At 70.7% G+C, this 19,808-nt stretch carries 19 protein-coding genes; 2 read left to right on the forward strand and 17 right to left on the reverse strand.

All coding sequences use genetic code 11. The annotated features are described in order from the left end of the window. Nucleotides 1-21: 21 nt before the first annotated feature. The 11 genes from LGN10_RS30505 to LGN10_RS30555 form a co-directional block, all read right to left on the reverse strand. Nucleotides 22-972, reverse strand: a complete 951-nt coding sequence (locus LGN10_RS30505; protein WP_059575008.1) for a glycosyltransferase — start codon at nucleotides 970-972, stop codon at nucleotides 22-24. Further along, nucleotides 962-2,050 carry a glycosyltransferase family 9 protein gene (locus LGN10_RS30510; protein WP_099318421.1) on the reverse strand — a complete coding sequence of 363 codons (1,089 nt, stop codon included), beginning with the start codon at nucleotides 2,048-2,050 and terminating at the stop codon, nucleotides 962-964. Before LGN10_RS30510 ends, LGN10_RS30505 begins: the two co-directional genes overlap by 11 nt. A gap of 57 nt (nucleotides 2,051-2,107) precedes the next feature. Beyond that, nucleotides 2,108-3,109 (reverse strand): glycosyltransferase family 2 protein, encoded by a 1,002-nt coding sequence (locus LGN10_RS30515; protein WP_059575004.1) that lies wholly within the window; start codon nucleotides 3,107-3,109, stop codon nucleotides 2,108-2,110. Then, the gene (locus LGN10_RS30520; protein WP_226226003.1) at nucleotides 3,106-4,851 is read right to left on the reverse strand and encodes a carbamoyltransferase; all 1,746 of its coding nucleotides are present in this window, start codon (nucleotides 4,849-4,851) and stop codon (nucleotides 3,106-3,108) included. Before LGN10_RS30520 ends, LGN10_RS30515 begins: the two co-directional genes overlap by 4 nt. Before the next feature lie 3 nt (nucleotides 4,852-4,854). Then, nucleotides 4,855-6,057 carry a glycosyltransferase family 9 protein gene (locus LGN10_RS30525; RefSeq protein ID WP_226226004.1) on the reverse strand — a complete coding sequence of 401 codons (1,203 nt, stop codon included), beginning with the start codon at nucleotides 6,055-6,057 and terminating at the stop codon, nucleotides 4,855-4,857. Next, entirely contained in the window at nucleotides 6,054-6,665 is a 612-nt protein-coding gene (locus tag LGN10_RS30530; RefSeq protein ID WP_226226005.1) for a D-glycero-alpha-D-manno-heptose-1,7-bisphosphate 7-phosphatase, read from the reverse strand. The genes LGN10_RS30525 and LGN10_RS30530 overlap by 4 nt, the downstream gene beginning before the upstream one ends. After that, the gene (locus LGN10_RS30535; protein ID WP_060967507.1) at nucleotides 6,656-7,405 is read right to left on the reverse strand and encodes an SDR family oxidoreductase; all 750 of its coding nucleotides are present in this window, start codon (nucleotides 7,403-7,405) and stop codon (nucleotides 6,656-6,658) included. Before LGN10_RS30535 ends, LGN10_RS30530 begins: the two co-directional genes overlap by 10 nt. 225 nt (nucleotides 7,406-7,630) lie before the next feature. After that, a complete protein-coding gene (locus tag LGN10_RS30540; protein WP_060310449.1) occupies nucleotides 7,631-8,161 on the reverse strand; it encodes a hypothetical protein in 531 nt (176 codons plus the stop codon). After that, entirely contained in the window at nucleotides 8,100-10,904 is a 2,805-nt protein-coding gene (locus LGN10_RS30545) for an ABC transporter transmembrane domain-containing protein (RefSeq protein ID WP_226226007.1), read from the reverse strand. Before LGN10_RS30545 ends, LGN10_RS30540 begins: the two co-directional genes overlap by 62 nt. A gap of 47 nt (nucleotides 10,905-10,951) precedes the next feature. Beyond that, nucleotides 10,952-11,800: a BON domain-containing protein gene (locus tag LGN10_RS30550; protein ID WP_226226009.1), complete on the reverse strand. Its 849-nt coding sequence runs from the start codon at nucleotides 11,798-11,800 to the stop codon at nucleotides 10,952-10,954. 184 nt (nucleotides 11,801-11,984) lie between these two features. Next, nucleotides 11,985-12,338, reverse strand: a complete 354-nt coding sequence (locus LGN10_RS30555) for a hypothetical protein (RefSeq protein WP_059574996.1) — start codon at nucleotides 12,336-12,338, stop codon at nucleotides 11,985-11,987. 277 nt (nucleotides 12,339-12,615) lie between these two features. On the opposite strand from LGN10_RS30555, the gene LGN10_RS30560 reads away from it, so the two are divergent. Next, a complete protein-coding gene (locus tag LGN10_RS30560; RefSeq protein WP_226226011.1) occupies nucleotides 12,616-14,208 on the forward strand; it encodes an ATP-binding protein in 1,593 nt (530 codons plus the stop codon). Nucleotides 14,209-14,221: 13 nt separating this feature from the next. On the opposite strand, the gene LGN10_RS30565 is transcribed toward LGN10_RS30560, so the two are convergent. The 4 genes from LGN10_RS30565 to LGN10_RS30580 all read right to left on the reverse strand — a co-directional run bounded on the left by LGN10_RS30565 (nucleotide 14,222) and on the right by LGN10_RS30580 (nucleotide 17,114). Continuing rightward, nucleotides 14,222-14,545 carry a four-helix bundle copper-binding protein gene (locus tag LGN10_RS30565; RefSeq protein WP_185716505.1) on the reverse strand — a complete coding sequence of 108 codons (324 nt, stop codon included), beginning with the start codon at nucleotides 14,543-14,545 and terminating at the stop codon, nucleotides 14,222-14,224. 44 nt (nucleotides 14,546-14,589) lie between these two features. After that, on the reverse strand, nucleotides 14,590-15,795 hold the full coding sequence (locus tag LGN10_RS30570) for a zinc-dependent alcohol dehydrogenase (RefSeq protein ID WP_226226013.1): 1,206 nt from the start codon (nucleotides 15,793-15,795) through the stop codon (nucleotides 14,590-14,592). 143 nt (nucleotides 15,796-15,938) lie between these two features. Continuing rightward, a complete protein-coding gene (locus LGN10_RS30575) occupies nucleotides 15,939-16,445 on the reverse strand; it encodes a hypothetical protein (RefSeq protein ID WP_226226014.1) in 507 nt (168 codons plus the stop codon). A gap of 30 nt (nucleotides 16,446-16,475) precedes the next feature. Continuing rightward, nucleotides 16,476-17,114 (reverse strand): MarC family protein, encoded by a 639-nt coding sequence (locus LGN10_RS30580; protein ID WP_226226016.1) that lies wholly within the window; start codon nucleotides 17,112-17,114, stop codon nucleotides 16,476-16,478. Between the two features lie 122 nt (nucleotides 17,115-17,236). Here LGN10_RS30580 and LGN10_RS30585 point away from each other — a divergent pair, with 122 nt between their 5' ends. Then, nucleotides 17,237-17,455, forward strand: coding sequence for a DUF6566 family protein (locus LGN10_RS30585; protein ID WP_006481288.1), 219 nt, complete (start codon nucleotides 17,237-17,239; stop codon nucleotides 17,453-17,455). A gap of 49 nt (nucleotides 17,456-17,504) precedes the next feature. On the opposite strand, the gene LGN10_RS30590 is transcribed toward LGN10_RS30585, so the two are convergent. Both LGN10_RS30590 and LGN10_RS30595 read right to left on the reverse strand, forming a co-directional pair. Further along, complete coding sequence (locus tag LGN10_RS30590) at nucleotides 17,505-17,882, reverse strand: DUF5594 family protein (RefSeq protein ID WP_059574984.1); 378 nt, start codon at nucleotides 17,880-17,882, stop codon at nucleotides 17,505-17,507. A gap of 42 nt (nucleotides 17,883-17,924) precedes the next feature. Next, entirely contained in the window at nucleotides 17,925-19,454 is a 1,530-nt protein-coding gene (locus tag LGN10_RS30595; RefSeq protein WP_226226017.1) for an FAD-dependent oxidoreductase, read from the reverse strand. Nucleotides 19,455-19,808: the final 354 nt, after the last annotated feature.

The following is a 19,808-nucleotide window of genomic DNA, read 5'->3' on the forward strand; positions in this document are numbered from 1 at the left end:
CGCCGCCGTCGCGTCGGCGGGTCACGCCGTCATGTCGCGCAGCGCGGCGTCCCAGTCGCGTGCGAAGCGTTCGATGCCGAATCGCTCGCACGCGTCGCGCCTGGCCGCCGCGCCCCACTCGCGCGCCAGGTCCGGATCGCGGATCAGCATGCGCATCGCGTCGATCAGCACGCCCGGCCGCGTATCGGCCACGCCGTTGCTGCCGGTCCTCACGAGTTGCGCCATCTCCGTCGTCGCGAGCGCGACGATCGGCAGCCCGATCATCATCGCCTCGATCACCGCGAGCCCGAGGCTCGTGTAGCGGATCGGATTGAAGAAGAACCGGTAGTGCGACAGGAACTGTGGCAGCGCGGGGTTCGGCACCTCGCCGATCCCGCCGAGTTCGGCCGACCCCATCCCGACGAGGTCGATCGGCACGCTGTGCCGCACGACCTCGAACAGATCCGCGCCGAGGCGCCGGCCGCGCCGCGCGAGATTGTTCACGACGGCCACGCCCTTCGGCAGCGTGCCGCGATACTCGATGCCTTCGGGCACCAGCACGCCATGCTCGATCACGCGCGTCGGCGTCACGCCGTTGTCCCACATCAGCGCGTTGAACGGCGTCACGTGCACCAGCAACACGTTCGGGTCCTGCACCGGATGCAGCGTGTCGGTCGGATGCTCGCGCGGCGGATCGTGCTCGACGAACAGCGTCGGCAGCGCACGTTGCGCTTCGCTCAGCAGCCGCAGGCGGTCGTGCTGGTAATGCTTCACGTGCTGGTACAGCACGCAGTCGAATTCGGTGTCGCGCACGCACTCGGCCGGCACCTCGTGCACGTTGTCGCCCCACGGCAGGTGCCCGACCCGGCCCGCATAGCCGGGCGGATGCTGCGGCTTCGTCACGATGTAGAAATCGTGCGGCGCCTGCGACAGGTAATACAGATAGTTGCCATGCACGTGCCAGGTCAGCACGCGCAACCGCTTAACAGACATGACGCTTCTCCTCCGCGAGCAGTTCGCCCGCCCGCTCGATCACGTCGCCGACGCCGATCGCCGTCGCGCACTCGTGCCCGTACGGACAGGTATCGAACATGCACGGCCGGCATGCCGGGTAGTTCGCGAGTACGCGATGGCGTTCGGCGTCGAGCGGCGCCCAGCGGGCCGTATCGCTGCCGCACGCGACGACGATGCTCGGCGTGCCGAGCGCCGCCGCCACGTGCGACACGCCCGTGTCGTTGCACAACAGCAGCCGCGCACGGGCGATCAGCGCGGCGAGCGCGCCGAGCGGCGTGCGGCCGCACAGGTTCACGCACGGCCGCCCGAGATGCTCGGCGAATGCGGCGGCCAGCGCCAGTTCCGCGCGCGTGCCGGTCAGCACGATCTGCCAGCCGTCGTCGGCGAGCTGCCGCGCCGCCAGCGCGAAGCGCTCGACCGGCCAGCGGCGCGACGCCATCCGCGCGCCGGGATGGACGATCACGTAGCGGCCGGGATCCAGCCCATGTTCGTCGCAGAGCACGTGCCACAGCGCGTAGTCGAGCCCGCCGAGCGGGAATTCGAGGAAGTCGCCCCAGTCCGCGTAGCCGAGCTTGCGCGTGAGCGCCAGGTAGCGCGTCACTTCCGGTTCGTCGTCGCGCCACACGAGCGCGCAGTCGAGCGCGGCCGTGCCGCCGTCGGCAGGCACGAAGCCGGCCGTGCGCGCCGCGCCGAGCGACGCGACGATCGCGTTCGTGTGCGCGCCGCTGCCGTGCAACTGGATCGCGAGATCGAAGTCGCGCGCGCGACATTCGGCGATGAATGCCTCGCGCGTGGCCGCATCGGGTTCGGGCTGTTCGCCGAGCCCCGGTGCGCCGGGGAACGCGATGAAGCTATCGATGTAGTCCGAAAAGCGCGACGCGAATTCACGCGCCCACGGCAGGCCGATCAGCGTGATGCGCGCATCGGGTTCGCCGCGCCGCAACGCACGCAGCGCGGGCACCGCGCACAGCATGTCGCCGAGCTGCAGCGCGCGGAACACCGCGATCCGTTTCGGGCCGCGCGGGCCGTCGGAATCGAGGTCTGGATCGAGCTTCATCACGATCTGCTCCGGGAAACCCCGCCATGGATGGCGGGAAGGAAAGGTAGGAGGACGTCAAAGGAAAAGCACACGGAAGTGAAGCGCGCCGCGCATGCGCCAGTACAGCGACACGGGCGGAATCGCGATGGAGGTGACGATCATCTCGGCCACATGCGACGGCGTGAGCTGCGTGCCGCGCAATCGCTTCGCGCAGAACCCGGCGGTAATCGCGGCCCACACCGCCGCGCACACGATGGCCGGCGCCGGCCAGCCGGCCGCGAAACAGCCGAGCGCGCCGAGCGCGGCGAGCACGGCCGCGTAGTAATGCCACGGCGGCACGGGCCGGATATGGCGCCGGTAGGTCGCGCGATGCTTCTTGTACAGCAGCGCATCGAAATACACCTTCGACTGCGCGCCGATGCTCGATCCCCAGCGGGCGGGACGCACCGGATGCACGATGCGCGCGGCATCGGCCTCGACGATCGGCCCCGCGTGCTCGCGCAGCGCGAACATCAGGTCGGCGTCCTCGCGCCACGCGCGCGTGAAGCGTTCGTCGAAGCCGCCGACGCGTTCGAGCGCCGCGCGCCGCACGAAGCAGTTCGCGGTCGCGAATTCCGCATGGGCGAGCCCCGCTGCGTCGCGTTCGTAGTCGGTCGGGCACGGCCGCAACGGCACGTCGATCCGGCCGGCCGCGGCCGCCGCCGACGGCGCGGCCAGCAGCGCGGCCGCGCCGTTGCGCAGCCAGGCCGGATCGGGAATCGTGTCGTCGTCGGTGAACGCGATCAGCGCGCCGTCCGCACTGCGCCACCCGACGTTGCGCGCGCCGGCCGGCCCCTGCGTGTCGGGCGCCGTCATGTAGCGGATCGCCGGCACGTCGGTCACGCGCGCGCGGCACGCATCGACCACGGCGCGCGCGCTGCCGGCCGGATCGTCGTCGACCACGACGATCTCGTAGGTGGCCGGATCGAACGCCTGCACGCACAGCGCATCGAGGCAGCGTTCGAGCAGATCGGGCCGCCGGTAGGTCGGCACGACGACCGACACGACCGGCGCCACGTGCGTGTCGCGCATGTTCATCTCGGCTTCTCCAGCAGGAACGGGCCGATCACGAGCGCATCGAGCGGCGAGGTCCAGAAGCATTCGATCGCATCGCGCGGCGAGCACACGATCGGTTCTCCGCGCGTGTTGAACGACGTGTTGACGAGCACCGGCACGCCGGTGAGCGCGTCGAACTCGGTCAGCAGTGCATGCAGCAGCGGATGCTGGGTTTCATCGACGGTCTGCACGCGCGCGGTGCCGTCGATGTGGCGCACCGCCGGAATCTTGTCGGCGCGCTCGGGCAGGACGTCGTACACGAACAGCATGAACGGCGCGCGCAGCGGCGTGCGCCGGCCGCCGCTGAACCAGTGATGCGCGCGATCCTCGAGCACGACCGGCGCGACCGGCCGGAAATCCTCGCGATCCTTGATCCGATTCAGCTTGCGCTGCATGTCCGGGTCGATCGGCGACGCGAGGATCGACCGTGCGCCGAGCGCGCGCGGGCCGAACTCCATGCGCCCCTGGAACCAGCCGATCACGCGGTTTGCCGCGAGCAGCGCGGCCGTCTGCGCGGCGACGTCGGCGAGCCGCCGGTACGGCAACTGCGCCTCCTTCAGGAACGCCTCGATCGCGTCGTCGTCGTAGGCCGGGCCGAGATACGCGTGATCCATGCGCCAGTCGCCGCGCGCGCCGCGCATCCGGAAGTCGGTCCACAGCGCGGCGCCGAGCGCCGTGCCCGCGTCGCCGGCGGCCGGCTGCACCCACACGTCGTCGAACGGGCCGCGATCGCGGATCCGCGCGTTCATCACGCAGTTCAGCGCGACGCCGCCCGCCATCGCGAGCTGCCGCTCGCCCGTCTCGGCGGCCAGCCAGTCGACCGCCCGCAGCGTCGTCTCCTCGAGCACCAGTTGCAGCGCATGCGCGATGTCGCAGTGATGCGGCTCGATCGGGCCGCCGCGCTCGCGCGGCGCACCGAACAGCGCGGCCAGGTCCGCGTCGACCACTTCATAGCACCCTTCGCCGCGATACTGCACGAGCTTGCGCATCTCGTCGGCGAACACCGGCTTGCCGTACGACGCGAGCGCCATCACCTTGTATTCGTCGGACGAGTGCAGGAAGCCGAGATAGCGCGTCACGCGCTCGTACAGCAGCCCGAGCGAATGCGGCAGGTTCACCTGCCCGAGCCGCCGGTACGAGCGGCCGTCGAACACGCCGTAGCTCGTCGTCGCGCGCTCGCCGCGCCCGTCCATCGTCATCACCGCGCAACGGTCGAACGGCGCCGCGAGAAACGCGCTCGCCTCGTGCGCGAGATGGTGCTCGATGAAATGCCAGCGGAACGGCCCGTCGTGCGTGACGCCGCGAAAACGCCGCTGCAGATGATGCGGCGCGCCGCCCGCGAGCTGGCGCGGCGCGTTGACGATCGACGACAGGAACAGCGGATGCCACGGCGACGCGCCGTCCTCGCGCGGCGCATGCGCGGACGGCGACAGCGGCAGGGTCAGCGCCGGCGCCGTGCCTTCGCGATCGAGTTCGAACCACGGGTCGTACGAATACGCGACGTGGTCGACATCCGCGAGCGTGATGCCGGCTTCCGCGAGGCAATAGTCGATCGCGTGGAAAGGCAGCTCCCAGGTCGAGAACGGCACCGGGCGCTTCGCGTGCTTCACGTGCGTGAAGCGTTCGTCCTCGGCCGCCGCGATCACGACGCCGTCGCGCACGATGCACGCGGCGCTGTCGTGGAAGGCGGCGTTGATGCCGAGCGTATGGATCGGGTCTGGCATGCGTCAGTTCCTCGTGATGACGTGCGCGAACGGAATCACGTTCGATGCGTGCGCCTCGGCCGGCTCTTCGCCGTGCACGGCAGCCCGCGCGGCCGCGCGTTGCGCATGGCGCGCGCTGCCGCGCAGCAGCGCATGCACGGCCGCGACCACGTCGTCGACGCTCACGCCGCGCAGGCACGGATGGCCGGGCTGGTCGCACACGCTGCGGTAGCAGTTGCGGCACGGCACATCGACGTTCAGCACACGGTGCGGCACACGCCACGGCGTGTGCTGCGGGTTGGTCAGCGCGTACAGGTCGACCACCGGCGTGCCGAGCGCGGCCGCGAGATGCACGGGGCCGCTGTTGTTCGACAGCAGCAGGTCGGCCGTCTCGATCAGCGCGCCCAGTTCGCCGAGCGGCAACGCGCCGGCGAGCGGCACGGCGCGCGGCCCCGCCCGTTCGCACACCGTGTCGACCAGCGCGCGTTCGTCCGCGCTGCCCGTCACCGCGATGCCGTCGAACAGCGGCGCGACGGCGGCCGCCGCTTCACCGAACCGCTCGGCCGGCCAGCGCCGCGACGCCGCGCTCGCGCCCGGATGGACGACCAGCCAGCGCGCGCGCCCGGCATCCGGCTCGCGCGCGCCGCCGACGCGCTGCAACGCGGCCTGCAAACGCGCGTGCACCGCATGCCGCGCCGCGTCGCCGGGCGCGAACGCCATCCGCCAGTCCGACGTCTTCGCGCCGACGGCGCGCACCAGCGCGAGCTGGCGCGCGACCTCGTGGCGCACGTGCGATTCCGGCTCGGTTTCCGGCACGCGGTCGGTCAGCAATTCGTAGGGGTTTTCGCGGCAATGCGCGAGCCGCAGCGGAATACCGGCGAGCCAGCACATCATCGCGGCGGGCAACGGGTTCTGGCTGTACACGGTGAAGATCACGGCGGCGTCGAAGCGGCCGGCGAGCAGCCGGTCGATCATGTCGAGATCGGCCACCGGATCGCCGCGCACGTCGGGATGCTTGACCCACGGCGCGTCGTAGCTCCACACGTCGTCGACCATCGGCAGATGCCTGGCGAGCGCGGCGCCCGTGCGTGACGTCAGCAGCGTCAGCCGGCGGTCGCTGCCGCTTTCCTTCAGCGCACGCAGCGCGGGCGTGGTCATCAGTACGTCGCCGATGCTGTCGAGCCGCACGCACAGGATGCGGCGGGCGCGACTCCAGGCCGTGTTCATTGCCGCACCCACGCGCCGTGCCGGCGCACGGCTTCGCGCACGACGATCTCGGCGGCCAGGTCGACGCGATCGACGACGTGGTGCGGTGTGCGCGCCGCGTCGACACGCCATTCCGTCTCGTGGCCGCGGTCGACGAGGATCGTGCCGCAGCGCGCGGTGCGGCCGGCTTCGACGTCGTCGAGAATGTCGCCGATCATCCAGCTCCAGTCCGGCACGGCGCCGAGCGCGGCCAGCGCGCGGCGCAGCATGCCCGGGCGCGGCTTGCGGCAGATGCACTCGAAGCTATAGCGCGGCACGCTGCCCTGCGGGTGATGCGGGCAGTAAAAAAAATCCGCCAGCGTCGCGCCGTTCGCTTCGAACAGTTCGGCGAGACGCTGGCGGACCGCGCCAAGCTCGTTTTCGGTAAAGCGGCCGAGCGCGACACCCGACTGGTTCGACACGACCGCCAGCGGCATGCCGGTCGCGCCGAGCGTGCGCAGCGCGCGCGCCGCGCCCGGCGCGAGACGCATGCGCGCGGGATCGACGTTGTACGGCACGTCGTCGAGCAGCGTGCCGTCCTTGTCGAGCAGCACCGCGCCGGGCAGCCGCCGTTCGCGCTTCAGGGCCATGACGTCTCCTTCATCGGCAGCACCATCAGCTCCGGCACCACGGTGCCCGGCGGCTGCGTCAGCACGAAGCGCACGGCGGCCGCGACGTGCTCGGGCGGCTGCAGCGTGTCCTCGTCGATGTCCGGAAAGCGATCGAGCAGGAACGGCGTGCGCATCCCGCCCGCGACGATCGCCGACACGCACACGCCGCTCGGCCGCAGTTCGGCATGCAGCGCGTGCGACAGCCCGAGCAGCCCCCACTTCGTCGCGTGATACGCGGACGCGTTCGGCCATGCCCGCTTCGACGCGGTCGACGCGATGTTGACGATGTGCCCGTTGCCGCGCGCCTTCATCATCGGCACGGCCGCATGGCACATCAGGTACGGACCGAACAGGTTCGTCATCAGCACCTGCTGCCATGCGTCGACGCTCACGTCGTCGATCGGCGCGGTCACGTCGATCGCCGCGTTGTTCACGATCACGTCGAGATCGCCAAGCGACTCGCGCGCATCGTGCATCACCTGCAGCACCGATGCCTCGTCGCGCACGTCGAGCGGCCGGCCCACCGCCTGCCCGCCGTGCCGTTCGAGCCGCTGCGCGACGGCCGCCGCGCGGTCGCCGTCGAGATCGGCGACGACCACATGCGCGCCGTGCCGCGCCAACTCCTCGCAAATGGCTTCGCCGAGGCCGCGGCCGCCCCCGGTCACGAGTGCGGTCCGGCCGGCGAGCGGCGGTCTGGCTGGATCGTGAGTCGCGTTCACCTGCACCTCCTGTCGATGTCGGAAAACAATCCGGCTGACGGCGACACTTGTCGCGACAACCGTCCGTGCATGAGGTACAGCGAAAACCGTGCCGGCCTGCGCACGCATGCGCCACATCGGGCTACTGCATGCGCGCGCTGGCTTTTTTATAACCGGCTGTAAAAACGGGTCCGGGCGCCCGCGCGTGGGCGGCCCGATCTGGGCGGCCCCACCGGGGCGGCCCCCTCAGATCGCGAGCCCGTCGGGCGTCGCCTGCGCGCGGTGCTTCGCGAGCGCGCGCAGGCAGTGCGCGATGCAGCCCGCAAACGCCTCGTCGAACCACGGCTGCGCGCCCGACACGCCCACCACGATGCCGCCGAGCGCGACGCCGCCCCACAGGTTCGTGTCGCCCGCGCGCAGCCGGTACGGCTCCAGCGCCTGCACGACATGCCCGTCGCGGCCCGTTTCCCACGACAGCCGCGCCTTGGCGCGCGCGTAGGCGCGGTAGTCGGCGTCCCAGTCCTTCGGGTCGGGCAGCGAAAACTCATACAGGATCGCGTCCTCGAACGCCGCGTCGCGCGGCCCGAGCGCCGGGTCCATGATCACGATGTGCAGGCAGCCGCTGTCGCCGACGAAATCGCTTTGCAGCGCGGCGGACAAGGTCGGCAACAGCAGCTCGACGGCCGCCACCGCGGCCTGGCGGTCGGCGAACGCACTACCGCCGCGACGCGCCGCGTTCGGGGCTTCGGGTGTCGTCGGATTCAGAAGGTTCGGCATGGATTTCTCCGGAGGAAAACGCGAGCGCACGCAACGCCGCGATCAGGTCGGCCGCTACCGCGGGCTTGGTCAGGTACGCGTGGAAACCGGCTTCGACCGCGCGCGCGCGGTCGTGATCGCGCGCATGGCCGGACAGGGCCAGCGCCTCCAGCGGCGCGCGGCCGTCGCGATCGCGTGCGGCGTCGAGCTGGCGCACGCGCGACATCACCGTGTAGCCGTCCTCCTCGTCGTCGCCGAGGTCGATGTCGCAGACGAGCAGCGCCGGCCAGTCGGCGCGGCGCGCGCGCCACAGGTCGTCCAGCAACGCCTGGCCCGACGCATACGCGCGCACGTCGGCGCCGGCCACCTTCAGCAGCGCGCCGAGCGCGTCGCGCGCCTCGTCGTGGTCGTCCACGCACGCGATGCGCAGGCCGTCGAGCGGCTTCGCCGAGCCCGGCGCACCGGCGCCCGCACGCGGCACGGCGTCGCCGGGTTGTATCGACGCCGGCGCCACCGCGCAGATCGGCAGCGACAGGTGCAGCTTCACGCCGACGTCGTCGCGTTCGCGCACGACGTAGCCGCCGGCGTCCTCGATCGCGTCCTGCAATCGTTCGAGATCGATCAGCGACAGCTCGGTTGCGTCGACGCCCGCGCATGCGATCGTGATCCGCGCTTCCGGATCGTGGCGCCCCGTGCGCACCTCGAGTTGCCCGCCGCGGCTCGCGTCGACCGCACCGCGGCACAGTTCCCACACGAAGCGCCGCAGCGCGGCCGGATCGGCCTCGACGACGAGATCCTCGTCCGACAGATGGCGGAACACCGGCACGCCGCGCTGCGCGGCCGCCTCCGCCAGCGAATCGAGCACCTGCGACACGAGCGGATTGATGCGCACCGGCTGCCGCGCGAACTTCGCCTCCGTGCGTTCGAGCTCGCGCTGCTTCGCCTGCAGCGACCACATCTGCGCATACACGCCGCCGCTTTCGAGCAGTTCGTCGTGGGTGCCGTGCTCGACGAGCCGGCCGTGCTCCATCACGAGGATGCGATCGGCATCGACGATCGTCGACAGCCGGTGCGCGATGATGAGGCTCGTGCGATGCCGCGCGACGCGCATCAGCTCCTGCTGGATCGCGCGCTCCGAGCGCGTGTCGAGCGCCGACGTCGCCTCGTCGAACACGACGATCGGCGGCGCCTTCAGCAACGCGCGCGCGATCGCGACCCGCTGCCGCTCGCCGCCCGACAGCCGCACGCCGCGCTCGCCGACGCGCGTGTCGTACGCATCGGGCAGCCGCTCGATGAACGCGTCGAGCTGCGCGCCGCGCGCGGCCGCGATCACTTCGCCGCGGGTCGCGTCGCGCTTGCCGTACGCGATGTTGTACGCGAGCGTGTCGTTGAACAGGATGGTGTCCTGCGGGACGATGCCGAGCGCATCGCGCAGGCTGCGCTCGGTGACGAGCCGCAAGTCCTGGCCGTCGATGCGGATCGTGCCCGCATCGGGCTGATACAGCCGGAACAGCAGCCGCGCGAGCGTCGATTTGCCCGAGCCGCTGCCGCCGACCACGGCGACCGTCTGCCCGGGCTCGATGCGGAACGACACGTCGGACAGGATCTGCCGGCTCGGCTCATAGCCGAAATCGACGTGCTCGAACTCGATCGCGCCGCCGCGCACCACGAGCGGCTGCGCGCCGGGCGCATCGCCGTCCTCGCCCGGCTTGCCGCGCGCGTCGAGCAGCCCGAACAGCCGCTCGATGTTCGTCATCGCGTCGTTCGCCTCGCGGAACACGAAGCCGAGCGCATTCAGCGGCAGGCTGATCTGGATGATGTACGCGTTGATCAGCACGAGATCGCCGACCGTCAGCGCACCGCGCGCGACCTGCTGGCCCGCGAGCAGCATCACGGCCGCGATCCCCGCGCCGATGCACGCGCTCTGCCCGATATGCAGCGTCGACAGCGCGTACTGGTTGTCCACGCCGGCTTCGCGCCACGCGTCGAGCACGCGGTCGAGCCGGTCGCGCTCGACGTCCTCGCGCGCGAAGTACTTGACCGTGTCGACGTTCAGCAGGCTGTCGACCACGCGCGAATTCGACTCGGCTTCCAGCGCATTCACGCGCCGCTGGTAACGCATGCGGCGGCGCGTGAATACGACCGTATACGCGGCATAGACGGCGAACGTGACGAAAATGATCGCGGTGAAGCCGCCGCCGTACTTGCTGATCACGATCACGAGCACCGAGCCGATCTCGATGGCCGTCGGCACGACCGTAAACACCGCGACGCCGAGCAGGTAACCGATGCCGGCCGTGCCTTTCTCGAGATCGCGCACGACGGCGCCCGTCTCGCGCCGCGCATGAAAGCGCGCGCCGAGCCGGTGCAGGTGGCCGAACGTGCGCACGGTAAACGACGCGACCGTATGCTGCGTGACCTGCACGAACGTCATGTCGCGCACTTCGTTCAGCGCGTTCGACGCGAAGCGCACCACCGCGTAGGCGAACAGCAGCAGCACCGGCCACGCGACGGGCTGGGCGGCCGCGCGGCCGAAACCGTCCACGATGTCCTTGAGCAGCAGCGGCACCGAGACGGCCGCCGCTTTCGCGAGCACCAGCAGGACGACCGCCGCCACCACGCGCGCACGGTAACGCCAGATCGCGCGCCAGAGTTCGACGGCGATCCTGAGCCTCAGGCCACGCTCGTCCCGGCGCTGCCGGCGCTCGCGGCCCGCGGCCGCATCACGGTCCTTGATTGGCGTCTCGTCGATTCCGGTCGTCATGCAGGCATTGCTCGCGGTCGGGGGCGCGCCGTTTCACGCACGGGCAGTCAGTGGCGCGGTTCGCGCTCCCGGCCGCCGACGACGGTGCCGGGCTCGGGATCACGCGCGGCGGGCTGCGTGGGCGTGACGGTCCGCTGGTGCGGATGCAGCACCATGCCCGTATCGTGTTCGCCGTCGCGGCGCACGCGCACGCGATTCTCGACGTCGCGCACGCCGAGGCAGCCGTCGGCCAGATCCTCGATGCCGTGCTTCATCCAGCGTACCGGCACCGTGCCGTCCAGCTCGACGCGACCGTCGGTCACCTGCACGGTGACGTCGCTCACGTCGATCTCCAGCGCATGCGCGAGCCGCTCGCATACGTCCTCGCGAATCCGCTCGTCCGAGCGCGTGTAGCCTTTCGGCCCGCGGCGACGGCGCAGCGCATCGCGTTCGGCATCCCCGCCGAAACGCGACAGATCGGGGGCGCCGCCGTAGCGCGGGTCGCCGCCATCGCGCTCGCCGCCGTACCCGCTCATCCGGTGCTGGTCGCGCCATTCCGGGCGCTCGCCGCCATAACGGCCTTCACGGCCCTCCACGCGGCGGCCCGGTTGGCCGTAGCCGCGCTCGGCGTCCCGCGCCGGCGGGCGCGCGCCGCCCTGCCGGTCCGCGTCGGCCGCGCCGCGCCGCTGCTCGGCCGGCCGCGCCGCGCGCTCGGTCCATTCGCTGCCCCAGTCTTCCGGGCCCACGTCCTCGCTCGCGAAGCGGCGGTAAGCCGATTCGTCGTCCTCTTCCGGCCATCGTGCCGGATCGTCCGGGATGCCGCGCTCGCCAGCGCCCCGGTACGCGCGCTCGTCGCGCGCATGCCAGTCGGGCGGGCCGCCACGCTCGCCGTACCGTCCGGGATATCGTCGTTGCATCGTGTCTCTCCTTGATCGCCTGCGCCGCGCACGGCGCCAAGCCGCGTCGCCGCACGCGTCGGTCGGGGCGACGCAAATCGCGTGCCGGCGTGGTTGCCGGACCGCGATGGTTGCGCGTCGCAGCGCGGGGGCACCGTCATGCGCCCCAATCTGCAACGCGATTGCAGTTTTTGCGCGCCGGCCGTCACGGCACGTCGTCCGGGTCGTCCGATTCGTCGATGCGGCCGGGCTCGCTCAACCGCTCGGTGCGGTCCGGTTCGATGTCGGCGCCTTCCGCGAGCGTCGAGTCGCCGTCCGCCGACGCGCGCTCGCCGGTGCCCGCGCGGTCCGTGTCGGTGTCGAGCGACGCGTCGCCGCGTTCGAGCGCGTGGTCGTCCAGCGGCGAATCGACGTCGAACGGATGGCGCCGCGCGCCCGCCGTGTCGCTGCCGCTGTCGGACGAGTCGCTCGGGCCGAGCGCGCGGCCGTCGCGGCCGCGGCTGGCGTTGTCGTCGTCCGGGCCGGCCGGTTCGTTGTCGGGATTCAGCGTGCTGTTCATGTCGGCCTCCTTGCCTGGCTCGCCGCCGGGCGATCGGCCGGACGGCCGCCGCCCGGCAGGCGTACTGCCCCGGTCGTGCAATCGGCATGCCGCGCCGGCCGCTGGCGCCCCGTCGTCGCCGGCACGCTGCACGGCACGGCCGATGCGCACCCATTGATCAGCTGAATCGAGTTCCTTTATTCTTTCGGAGGTGCCAATCGACCGTATGGCCGCCACGGGCTTGCCCGGCGGCGGTCGGGCGGCGTGCGGCCCACCGCGTTTCCGACCTGCTGCCCCGATGAAGAAAGACGACGCCGATCTTCACCCGCATCCACCGCCCGCCAGCTCGCCCGGCGCGCGGGACCTGCTGCATCGCTTCGCCGAATTCCGGTTCCAGACCGTGGTGGAGTCGATCACCGACTACGCGGTGTTCATGCTCGACCCGCACGGCAACGTCGCGACCTGGAACGCCGGTGCTGAGCGCATCAAGGGCTACCGTGCCGCCGAGATCGTCGGCCACCATTTCTCGCGTTTCTACCCGGCCGACGCGGTCGCGGCGGGCCGGCCGGCGCACGGGCTCGCGCGGGCCGCCGCGCAGGGCCACTTCGAGGACGAAGGCTGGCGCGTGCGCAAGGACGGCACGCAGTTCTGGGCGAGCGTGACGATCACGCCGGTGTACGACGCGACGCATGCGCTGTGCGGCTTCATCAAGATCACGCGCGACATGACCGAGCGCAAGCGGCTCGAGGAGCTCGAAGCGTCGACGCACCGGCTCAGCGTGTTCATCGCGATGCTCGCGCACGAGCTGCGCAATCATCTCGCGCCGCTGCGCAATTCGGTCGGCGTGCTGCAGAGCCTGCCCGATCCGCCGCCCATGCTCGCGCAGTGTCGCGATGCCGTACACCGCCAGGTCGGGCAACTGACGCGGCTCGTCGACGATCTGCTCGACGTCGGGCGCATCACGGCCGGCAAGGTCGAACTCGACGATCGCCCCACCACCGTGCGGGACATCGTGTGCCGCGGCGTCGAGAGCGTCCAGCCGAAACTGGCCGCGCGCGGACAGTGGATTCGCGTCGACCTGCCGGACGATTCCGTGGTGCTGCACGGCGACGACGCACGGCTCGTCCAGGTGTTGCACAACCTGCTCGACAACGCGTCGAAATTCTCGCCGCACGGCGGCCGGATCGACGTCGTCGCGCGTATCGAAGGGCCGTCGGTCGCGATCCGCATCGTCGATCACGGCGTGGGCATCGCCGCCGGCGCGCTCGAAACGATTTTCGATCTATTCGAACAGGAAGGCGCGACGGGCCGCTCCCCGTCCGGCGGTTTCGGGCTCGGTCTCGCGATCTGCCGGTCGTTCGTCGAACTGCACGGCGGGCGGATCGTCGCGGAGAGCGACGGCCCCGGCCACGGCGCGACGTTCACGGTATGGCTGCCGATCGCGCAGGTGGCCCGCGGCGGGCACGCCGCCGCGCCCGGGCCTGCCGCGCCCGCGCAGCCGGCCGTCGAGCCGCTGCGCATCGTCGTCGTCGACGACAACCGCGACTCGGCCGACACGCTCGCGGTGCTGCTGCAACTGAAAGGGCACGCGCCGCGCGTCGCATACAACGGGAACGAAGCGCTCGCGCTCGCCCGCGACTATGCACCGCACCTGATGATTCTCGACCTGACGATGCCGGACGTCGACGGCTTCACGCTGCTGCGCGAACTGCGCGCGATCGACGCGCTGCGCGACACGACATGCGTCGCGCTGTCCGGCCATGCGCGCGCATCCGATCTCGAGCGTACCGAAAGCGCGGGCTTCGACGACCATCTCGTGAAGCCCGTCGAGATGGCCGTCCTCGACGCGCTGCTGCAGCGCGTCGCGCGCGAGGTTCAGGGCACGCCGTAGCGCCTGTTCACGCTCAGGCCATCGCGCGGCACATCGCCGCGCACGCCTCGCATGCGAGCGCACAGCGGCGGCAATGCTCGTGCGCATGCCGCGAACACTCGGCCGCACACAGATCGCACGCGTGCGCGCACAGCGCGCAAATGCGCGGGGCGAGCCCGCTGCGGCGCGCCATCGCGCCCGACGCGAAGCGGCACAGCTGCGCGCATTCGATGTCGAGCGCGATGCACGTGGCCAACGCGTGCACGTCGCGCTCCGCGAGGCAGGCGGCCGCACAGGTGTCGCATGCGTGCGCGCAGGCGTCGCACGCGGCCATGCAGTTGTCGTACTGATCGTTCATAGCAGTGCTCCCGGTTTCGGTTTGCATCGTTTCGGTTCCTGTCGTCACGGCGTCAGCTTCACCTTCATCCAGCCCGGCTCGCGCACGTCGAACGCGCGATACGCATCGATCGCGTTCGTCAGCGGCTCGCTGCGCGTGAGCACCGACAGCGGGTCGAACGCACCGCTGCGCACGAGTTCGACGAGCGGCGGCGTGACCGTCCGGTGATTGCAGTTGCCCATCTTGATCGTGAGGTTGCGGTTCATCGCCTCGCCGATCGGAAACACGCGTGCGGCCGGCGGATACACGCCGATCACCGAGACCGTGCCGGCCTTCGCCACCGCGCGCACCGCCCATTGCAGCACCTGCGACGGCCCGTCGCCCGGCACCCAGTTGCGGCCGTCCGGCTTGCGGTGCGGCGCGACCGCGTCGACTTCCGCATCGAACGCGCGCGCGGCGTCGCGATCGGCCGCGGCCGGCCCGTGCGTCGCGCGCATCGCGTCGACGCCCACCGCGTCGATCATGCGATCGACGCCGATCCCGCCCGTCAGCCGCAATATCGTGTCCACCGGATCGTCCTCGGAAAAATCGACGATCTCGGCGCCCTGCGCGCATGCCATCTCGAGCCGCGACGCGATGCGGTCGACCGCGATCACGCGCCCCGCGCCCATCAGCTTCGCGCTCGCGATCGCGAACTGGCCGACCGGCCCCGCGCCGAACACGGCGACCGTATCGCCCGGCTTCACTTCCGCGAGCTGCGCGCCGAAATAGCCGGTCGGGAAAATGTCCGACATCAGAATCGCGCGATCGTCGTCGATCGCATCGGGCAGCCGGATCAGGCTCGCGTGCGCAAGCGGCGTGCGCGCATATTCGGCCTGCAGCCCGTCGAACGGGCCCGTATCGGCCGGCCCGCCGAAGAACGCGGTGCCCGCGCGCGGCCCGCCCGGGTTCGCGACGTCGCACTGCGCGGTGTAGCCCGCGCGGCAGTACGCGCAACTGCCGCACGCGATCGTCGACGGAATCAGCACGCGATCGCCGCGCCGCAGGTTGCGCACGTCGCGCCCGACCGCCTCGACGATGCCGACACCTTCATGGCCGAGAATCGTGCCCGGCTTCATTCCGCCGAGCGTGCCGCGCACCATGTGCAGATCGGTGCCGCAGATCGCGCTGGCCGTCAGGCGCACGACCGCGTCGGTCGCCTCGGAGACTTCCGGATCGGGCACCGTGTCGATGCGAATGTCGCCGATGCCGTGAAATACGACTGCTTTCATGTCAGGCCCTCCTTGTCGAAAGCGGAAACGGTGAATGTGACCGTCGAGCCGATCGAGCAAGGGGTGCGCCTGTGCAGCGCGTGCGGCGCCGTGATGCGCGGAGCGGAAGCGCTTCGGTTTCGGGGAGGGATCGCGCCTGCGCGTCAGTCCGTCGGTGGGCTGTTGCCGCTGTTGCCGCTGTTGCCGCTGTTGCCGCTGTTGCCGCTGTTGACGTCACGCGCGTTCGAGATCGCTTCGACGAGCTTCAGTTCGTCGTCGATCGACAGCGTCGTGTCGGTCACGTCGCCGCCCAGCGGCGCGAGCGCCGCGCTCAGCGCGTCGATGTCGAGCTGCGTCGCGGCCAGCCCGAGCGACACGGTGCCGGGGCGCGCCTTGCGCGCGACGCGATCGGTCAGCGCATCGTCCACCGGCCGCTCGCGCCACGCGTCGAGCGACGATTCGATGTGCGCGACCACGCTGTCGAGCAGCGATCCGGACGACACGCGGCCCGCGTCGATTGCGTGCGTGCGCAACTGTCCGTCGGTCGAGCACGCGACGATCACGACACCCGACAGCGCGACGACGTGCCGGTCGCGCAACGTGCCGAGTTCGGCCAACGCGCGACGGGCCGCGTCGAGATCGGGATAGGACAACACGATCAGCGTGTTCATCGGCGACTCCATGCAATCGGATGGGCGTGCTCAGTGCGGCAGCCCGAACGCGGCCTTCAGGCTCGCGACGACCATCTGCATCGCGATGGCCGCGAGAATCATCCCCATCAGGCGCTGCGTGACGGCCGTCACGCGCGGCGACAGGTAATGGCCGATCACCGGCGCCGACAGCAGCGACGCGGCCAGCAGCACGAGAAACGCGCCGAGCCCGAGCGCGAACGCGAGTTCCTGCCCGGTCGCGACGGCACCGTGCCCGAGCACGATCATCGTCGCGATCGTGCCGGGGCCCACCAGCAACGGGATCGTCAACGGGTAGATCGCGACGCTTTCGGCGGCCGTCGGATCGGCGCCTTCGTCGCTGCCCGGCGCATGCTGGCGGCTCGGCGCACCATGCAGCATCGACAGCGCGATCAGCAGCACCAGCAGCCCGCCCGCGAGGCGGAAATCGTCGATCGTCAAACCGAACACGCGCAGGATCGCGCCGCCCGCGACGGCCGACACGATGCAGCCGACCGTCACGCCGATCACGGCCGTGAGCGCGACCTTGCGGCGCACGCCGTCCGCCGCGCCTTCGGTCAGCGACAGGAACACCGGGATGTTCGCGATCGGGTTCATGATCGCGAACAGCGCCGCGAACACCTTGACGGAAAAGGTCAGGTCGAAGGCCACAGGGTCGCTCCCGTCTCGCGTGGCAAGTGAAACGCCCACGCCGGTTCGTTTTCGATGCGCGGCGCACGCCATGCTGATACGATCCACGCACGACGTTCAATCACGACGGAGGGCCCCGATCGATGCAAGCCACCGACACTTTCATGGGTCACGAGATTCGCGTCGACGCGACGCGCAACGCGAACGGCGCGTGGGTTGCGCAGGTGCGGATCTTCCGCGACGGCGCGCCCGTCGATCTGCCCGCGCCCGAACTCGTCACGCCCGAATGGCTGACATGCGACGAAGCGCTGCGCGGCGGTATCGACCAGGGGCGCGTGATAATCAGGACGCGCGACCGGTAACCGCACTCGGCTCATCCGCGCAGCGTCGGCCGGCATCGCACGATGCAGGTCACGCATCGAAATCGAGGTCGCCGATCAGGATCTCGCGATCGCGCTGCGTCCGGGTGCTGAAATCGACCGGCAACTCCATCTGCCAGCGCTCGATCGTGACCGGCAGCGCCGCGAGATAGCGATCGAAGCGGCTGTGGTCGGGCTCGGCCAGCAGACCGGCGATCGCGTCGTCGCGCCACGCGAGCCGCGCGTTCAGCCGGTTCGGCAGGCCGACCGTCGACGTGAGGCCGATCACGTCGACACAGGTCGGGCTGCCCTGCCCGTCGTGCGGCACGACGTCGACCTTCACTTCGCCGGGTTGATACAGGCCACGCAGGCGCGTCGCGATGCGCGGCGCAAACTCGGTTTCGAAACGGGCACGAACGTCGGGGTTCATTTCGCCTCCATTCAAGGTTCGGTGTGTATCGTCATGCTGCTTTCATGCGGAAGCCATCTGCCGCTCGAACGCTGCTTCGGCCTTCAGGTTGTCGAGATCGCGGGCGATCGTCGCGACCGCGAGCCGCGTGTTGCCGCACCAGTACGCGATCGAGCAGTCGTGCGCGCCGAGGTCGCCGTCGATCTCGACGCGATCCCATTGCGCCGCATGCCCGACATAGCGGATCGTCACGTCGTAATGCTGGCTCCAGAAAAACGGCACCGCGTCGAACGGCCGCTGCTGGCCGAGCATGTTGCGCGCGGCGACGATGCCCTGCCGCTCGGCGACGACCCAGTGCTCGACGCGAATCCGCTCGCCCGTCAGCGGATCGGGCCAGCGCGCGATATCGCCGGCCGCGTAGATGCCAGGCGCGCTCGTCTGCAGGAAGCGGTCGACCGTGACGCCGCGTTCGACGGCGAGCCCGGCGTCCTGCGCGAGTTCGACGTTCGGATGCACGCCGATGCCGACCAGTACGACGTCGGCCGGCAGCACGTCGCCGCTCGACAGCGTCACGCTGTCCGGCCCGATCCGCGCGGGCGTCGCGCCGAGATGGAATACGACGCCGTGCGCTTCGTGCAGCGCCTTGATCGTGTCGCCGAGCGCATCGCCGAGCACGCGGCCCATCGGATGCGGATCGGGCGCGACCACATGCACGTCGAGCCCGCGCGTGCGAAACGCGGCGGCCGCTTCGAGCCCGATGAAGCTCGCGCCGACCACCACGCAGCGGCGCGCCGTTTTCAGCCTGGCGATCAGCGCGTCGCAATCGGCGCGCGAGCGCAACGTACACACGTGCGGCAGATGGGCGCCGGGCACGTTCAGCCGGTTCGGTTCGGCGCCCGTGGCAAGCAGCAGCGCGCCGTACTCGATACGGCTGCCGTCGGCGAGCTCGACCGCGCGTTGCGCCGGATCGATGCGCGCGACGCGCGTGTTGCAGCGCACGTCGATGCGCTGGTCGGTATAGAACGACGGCGCGCGCAACGGCAGCCAGTCGGCCTGCGCCGTGCCCGCGAGGTAATCCTTCGACAGATTCGGCCGGTCGTACGGCGGATCGGCATCGGCGCTCAGCAGCGTGATCGCATGCGGATAGCCTTCCTGCCGCAGCGTCACGGCCGCCGCGATCGCAGCGGCGCCGCCGCCGACGATCACGACCGACGCGGGCAGCCCGCTCGTCTTCAACGCAGGCGGCACGGCGGCCGGCCGCGCATCGAGTACGACCGCGCGGCCATCGCGCCGCTCGACGCGCCAGCACGGCAGCCCGTCGAGCGCCGGCGCGCGCTCCATCTCGCCGGTGCGCAGGCAGAACGCCGCGTGATGCCACGGACAGCGAATCGTGTCGCCGACCAGCAGGCCCTTGGCCAGCGGGCCGCCATAGTGCGGGCATTGCGCGCCCACCGCGAACAGTTCGTCGCCGCGGCGCACGAGCAGCACCGCCGCGTCGCCGACATGGCCCTCGATCATCGCGCCGTCGGCGAGATCGTCGAGCGCGATCCCTTGGGTGAGATCGGGCGACGACGCAGCATCGCTTCCAGTCATGACGTGGCTCCCGAAAAGTCAGGTGACGATCCCATTATCGGCATTCGTCCTGAAAAGAAACAGGTACAGACGCCCCGCAGCGCACGCAAACGCGGACTGTAGCTTGCACGCGCTCCATGACCGGCGTGGAACGTGGTCGACGTTGCGGCGCAACACGCCGGCCGCGCTGCCACGGGGCGCGCAAGCCGCGCCGCACGCCGCGGCGCGCTCAGTCGATGCACGATGCGACTAGTGTCCTGTTCCGTTGTTAACTGGTCTATCTTCGCGTAGCATGTTGACGTCAACGGAACGGGAGACGTCAGCATGGCGATGGGACGACCGAAGGCGGAACTGGTGCTGAGCGAAGACGAGCGT

Origin of the sequence: Burkholderia sp. AU32262 (genome assembly GCF_020419985.1) — a bacterium.
GTDB classification, from domain to species: Bacteria; Pseudomonadota; Gammaproteobacteria; order Burkholderiales; family Burkholderiaceae; genus Burkholderia; species Burkholderia semiarida.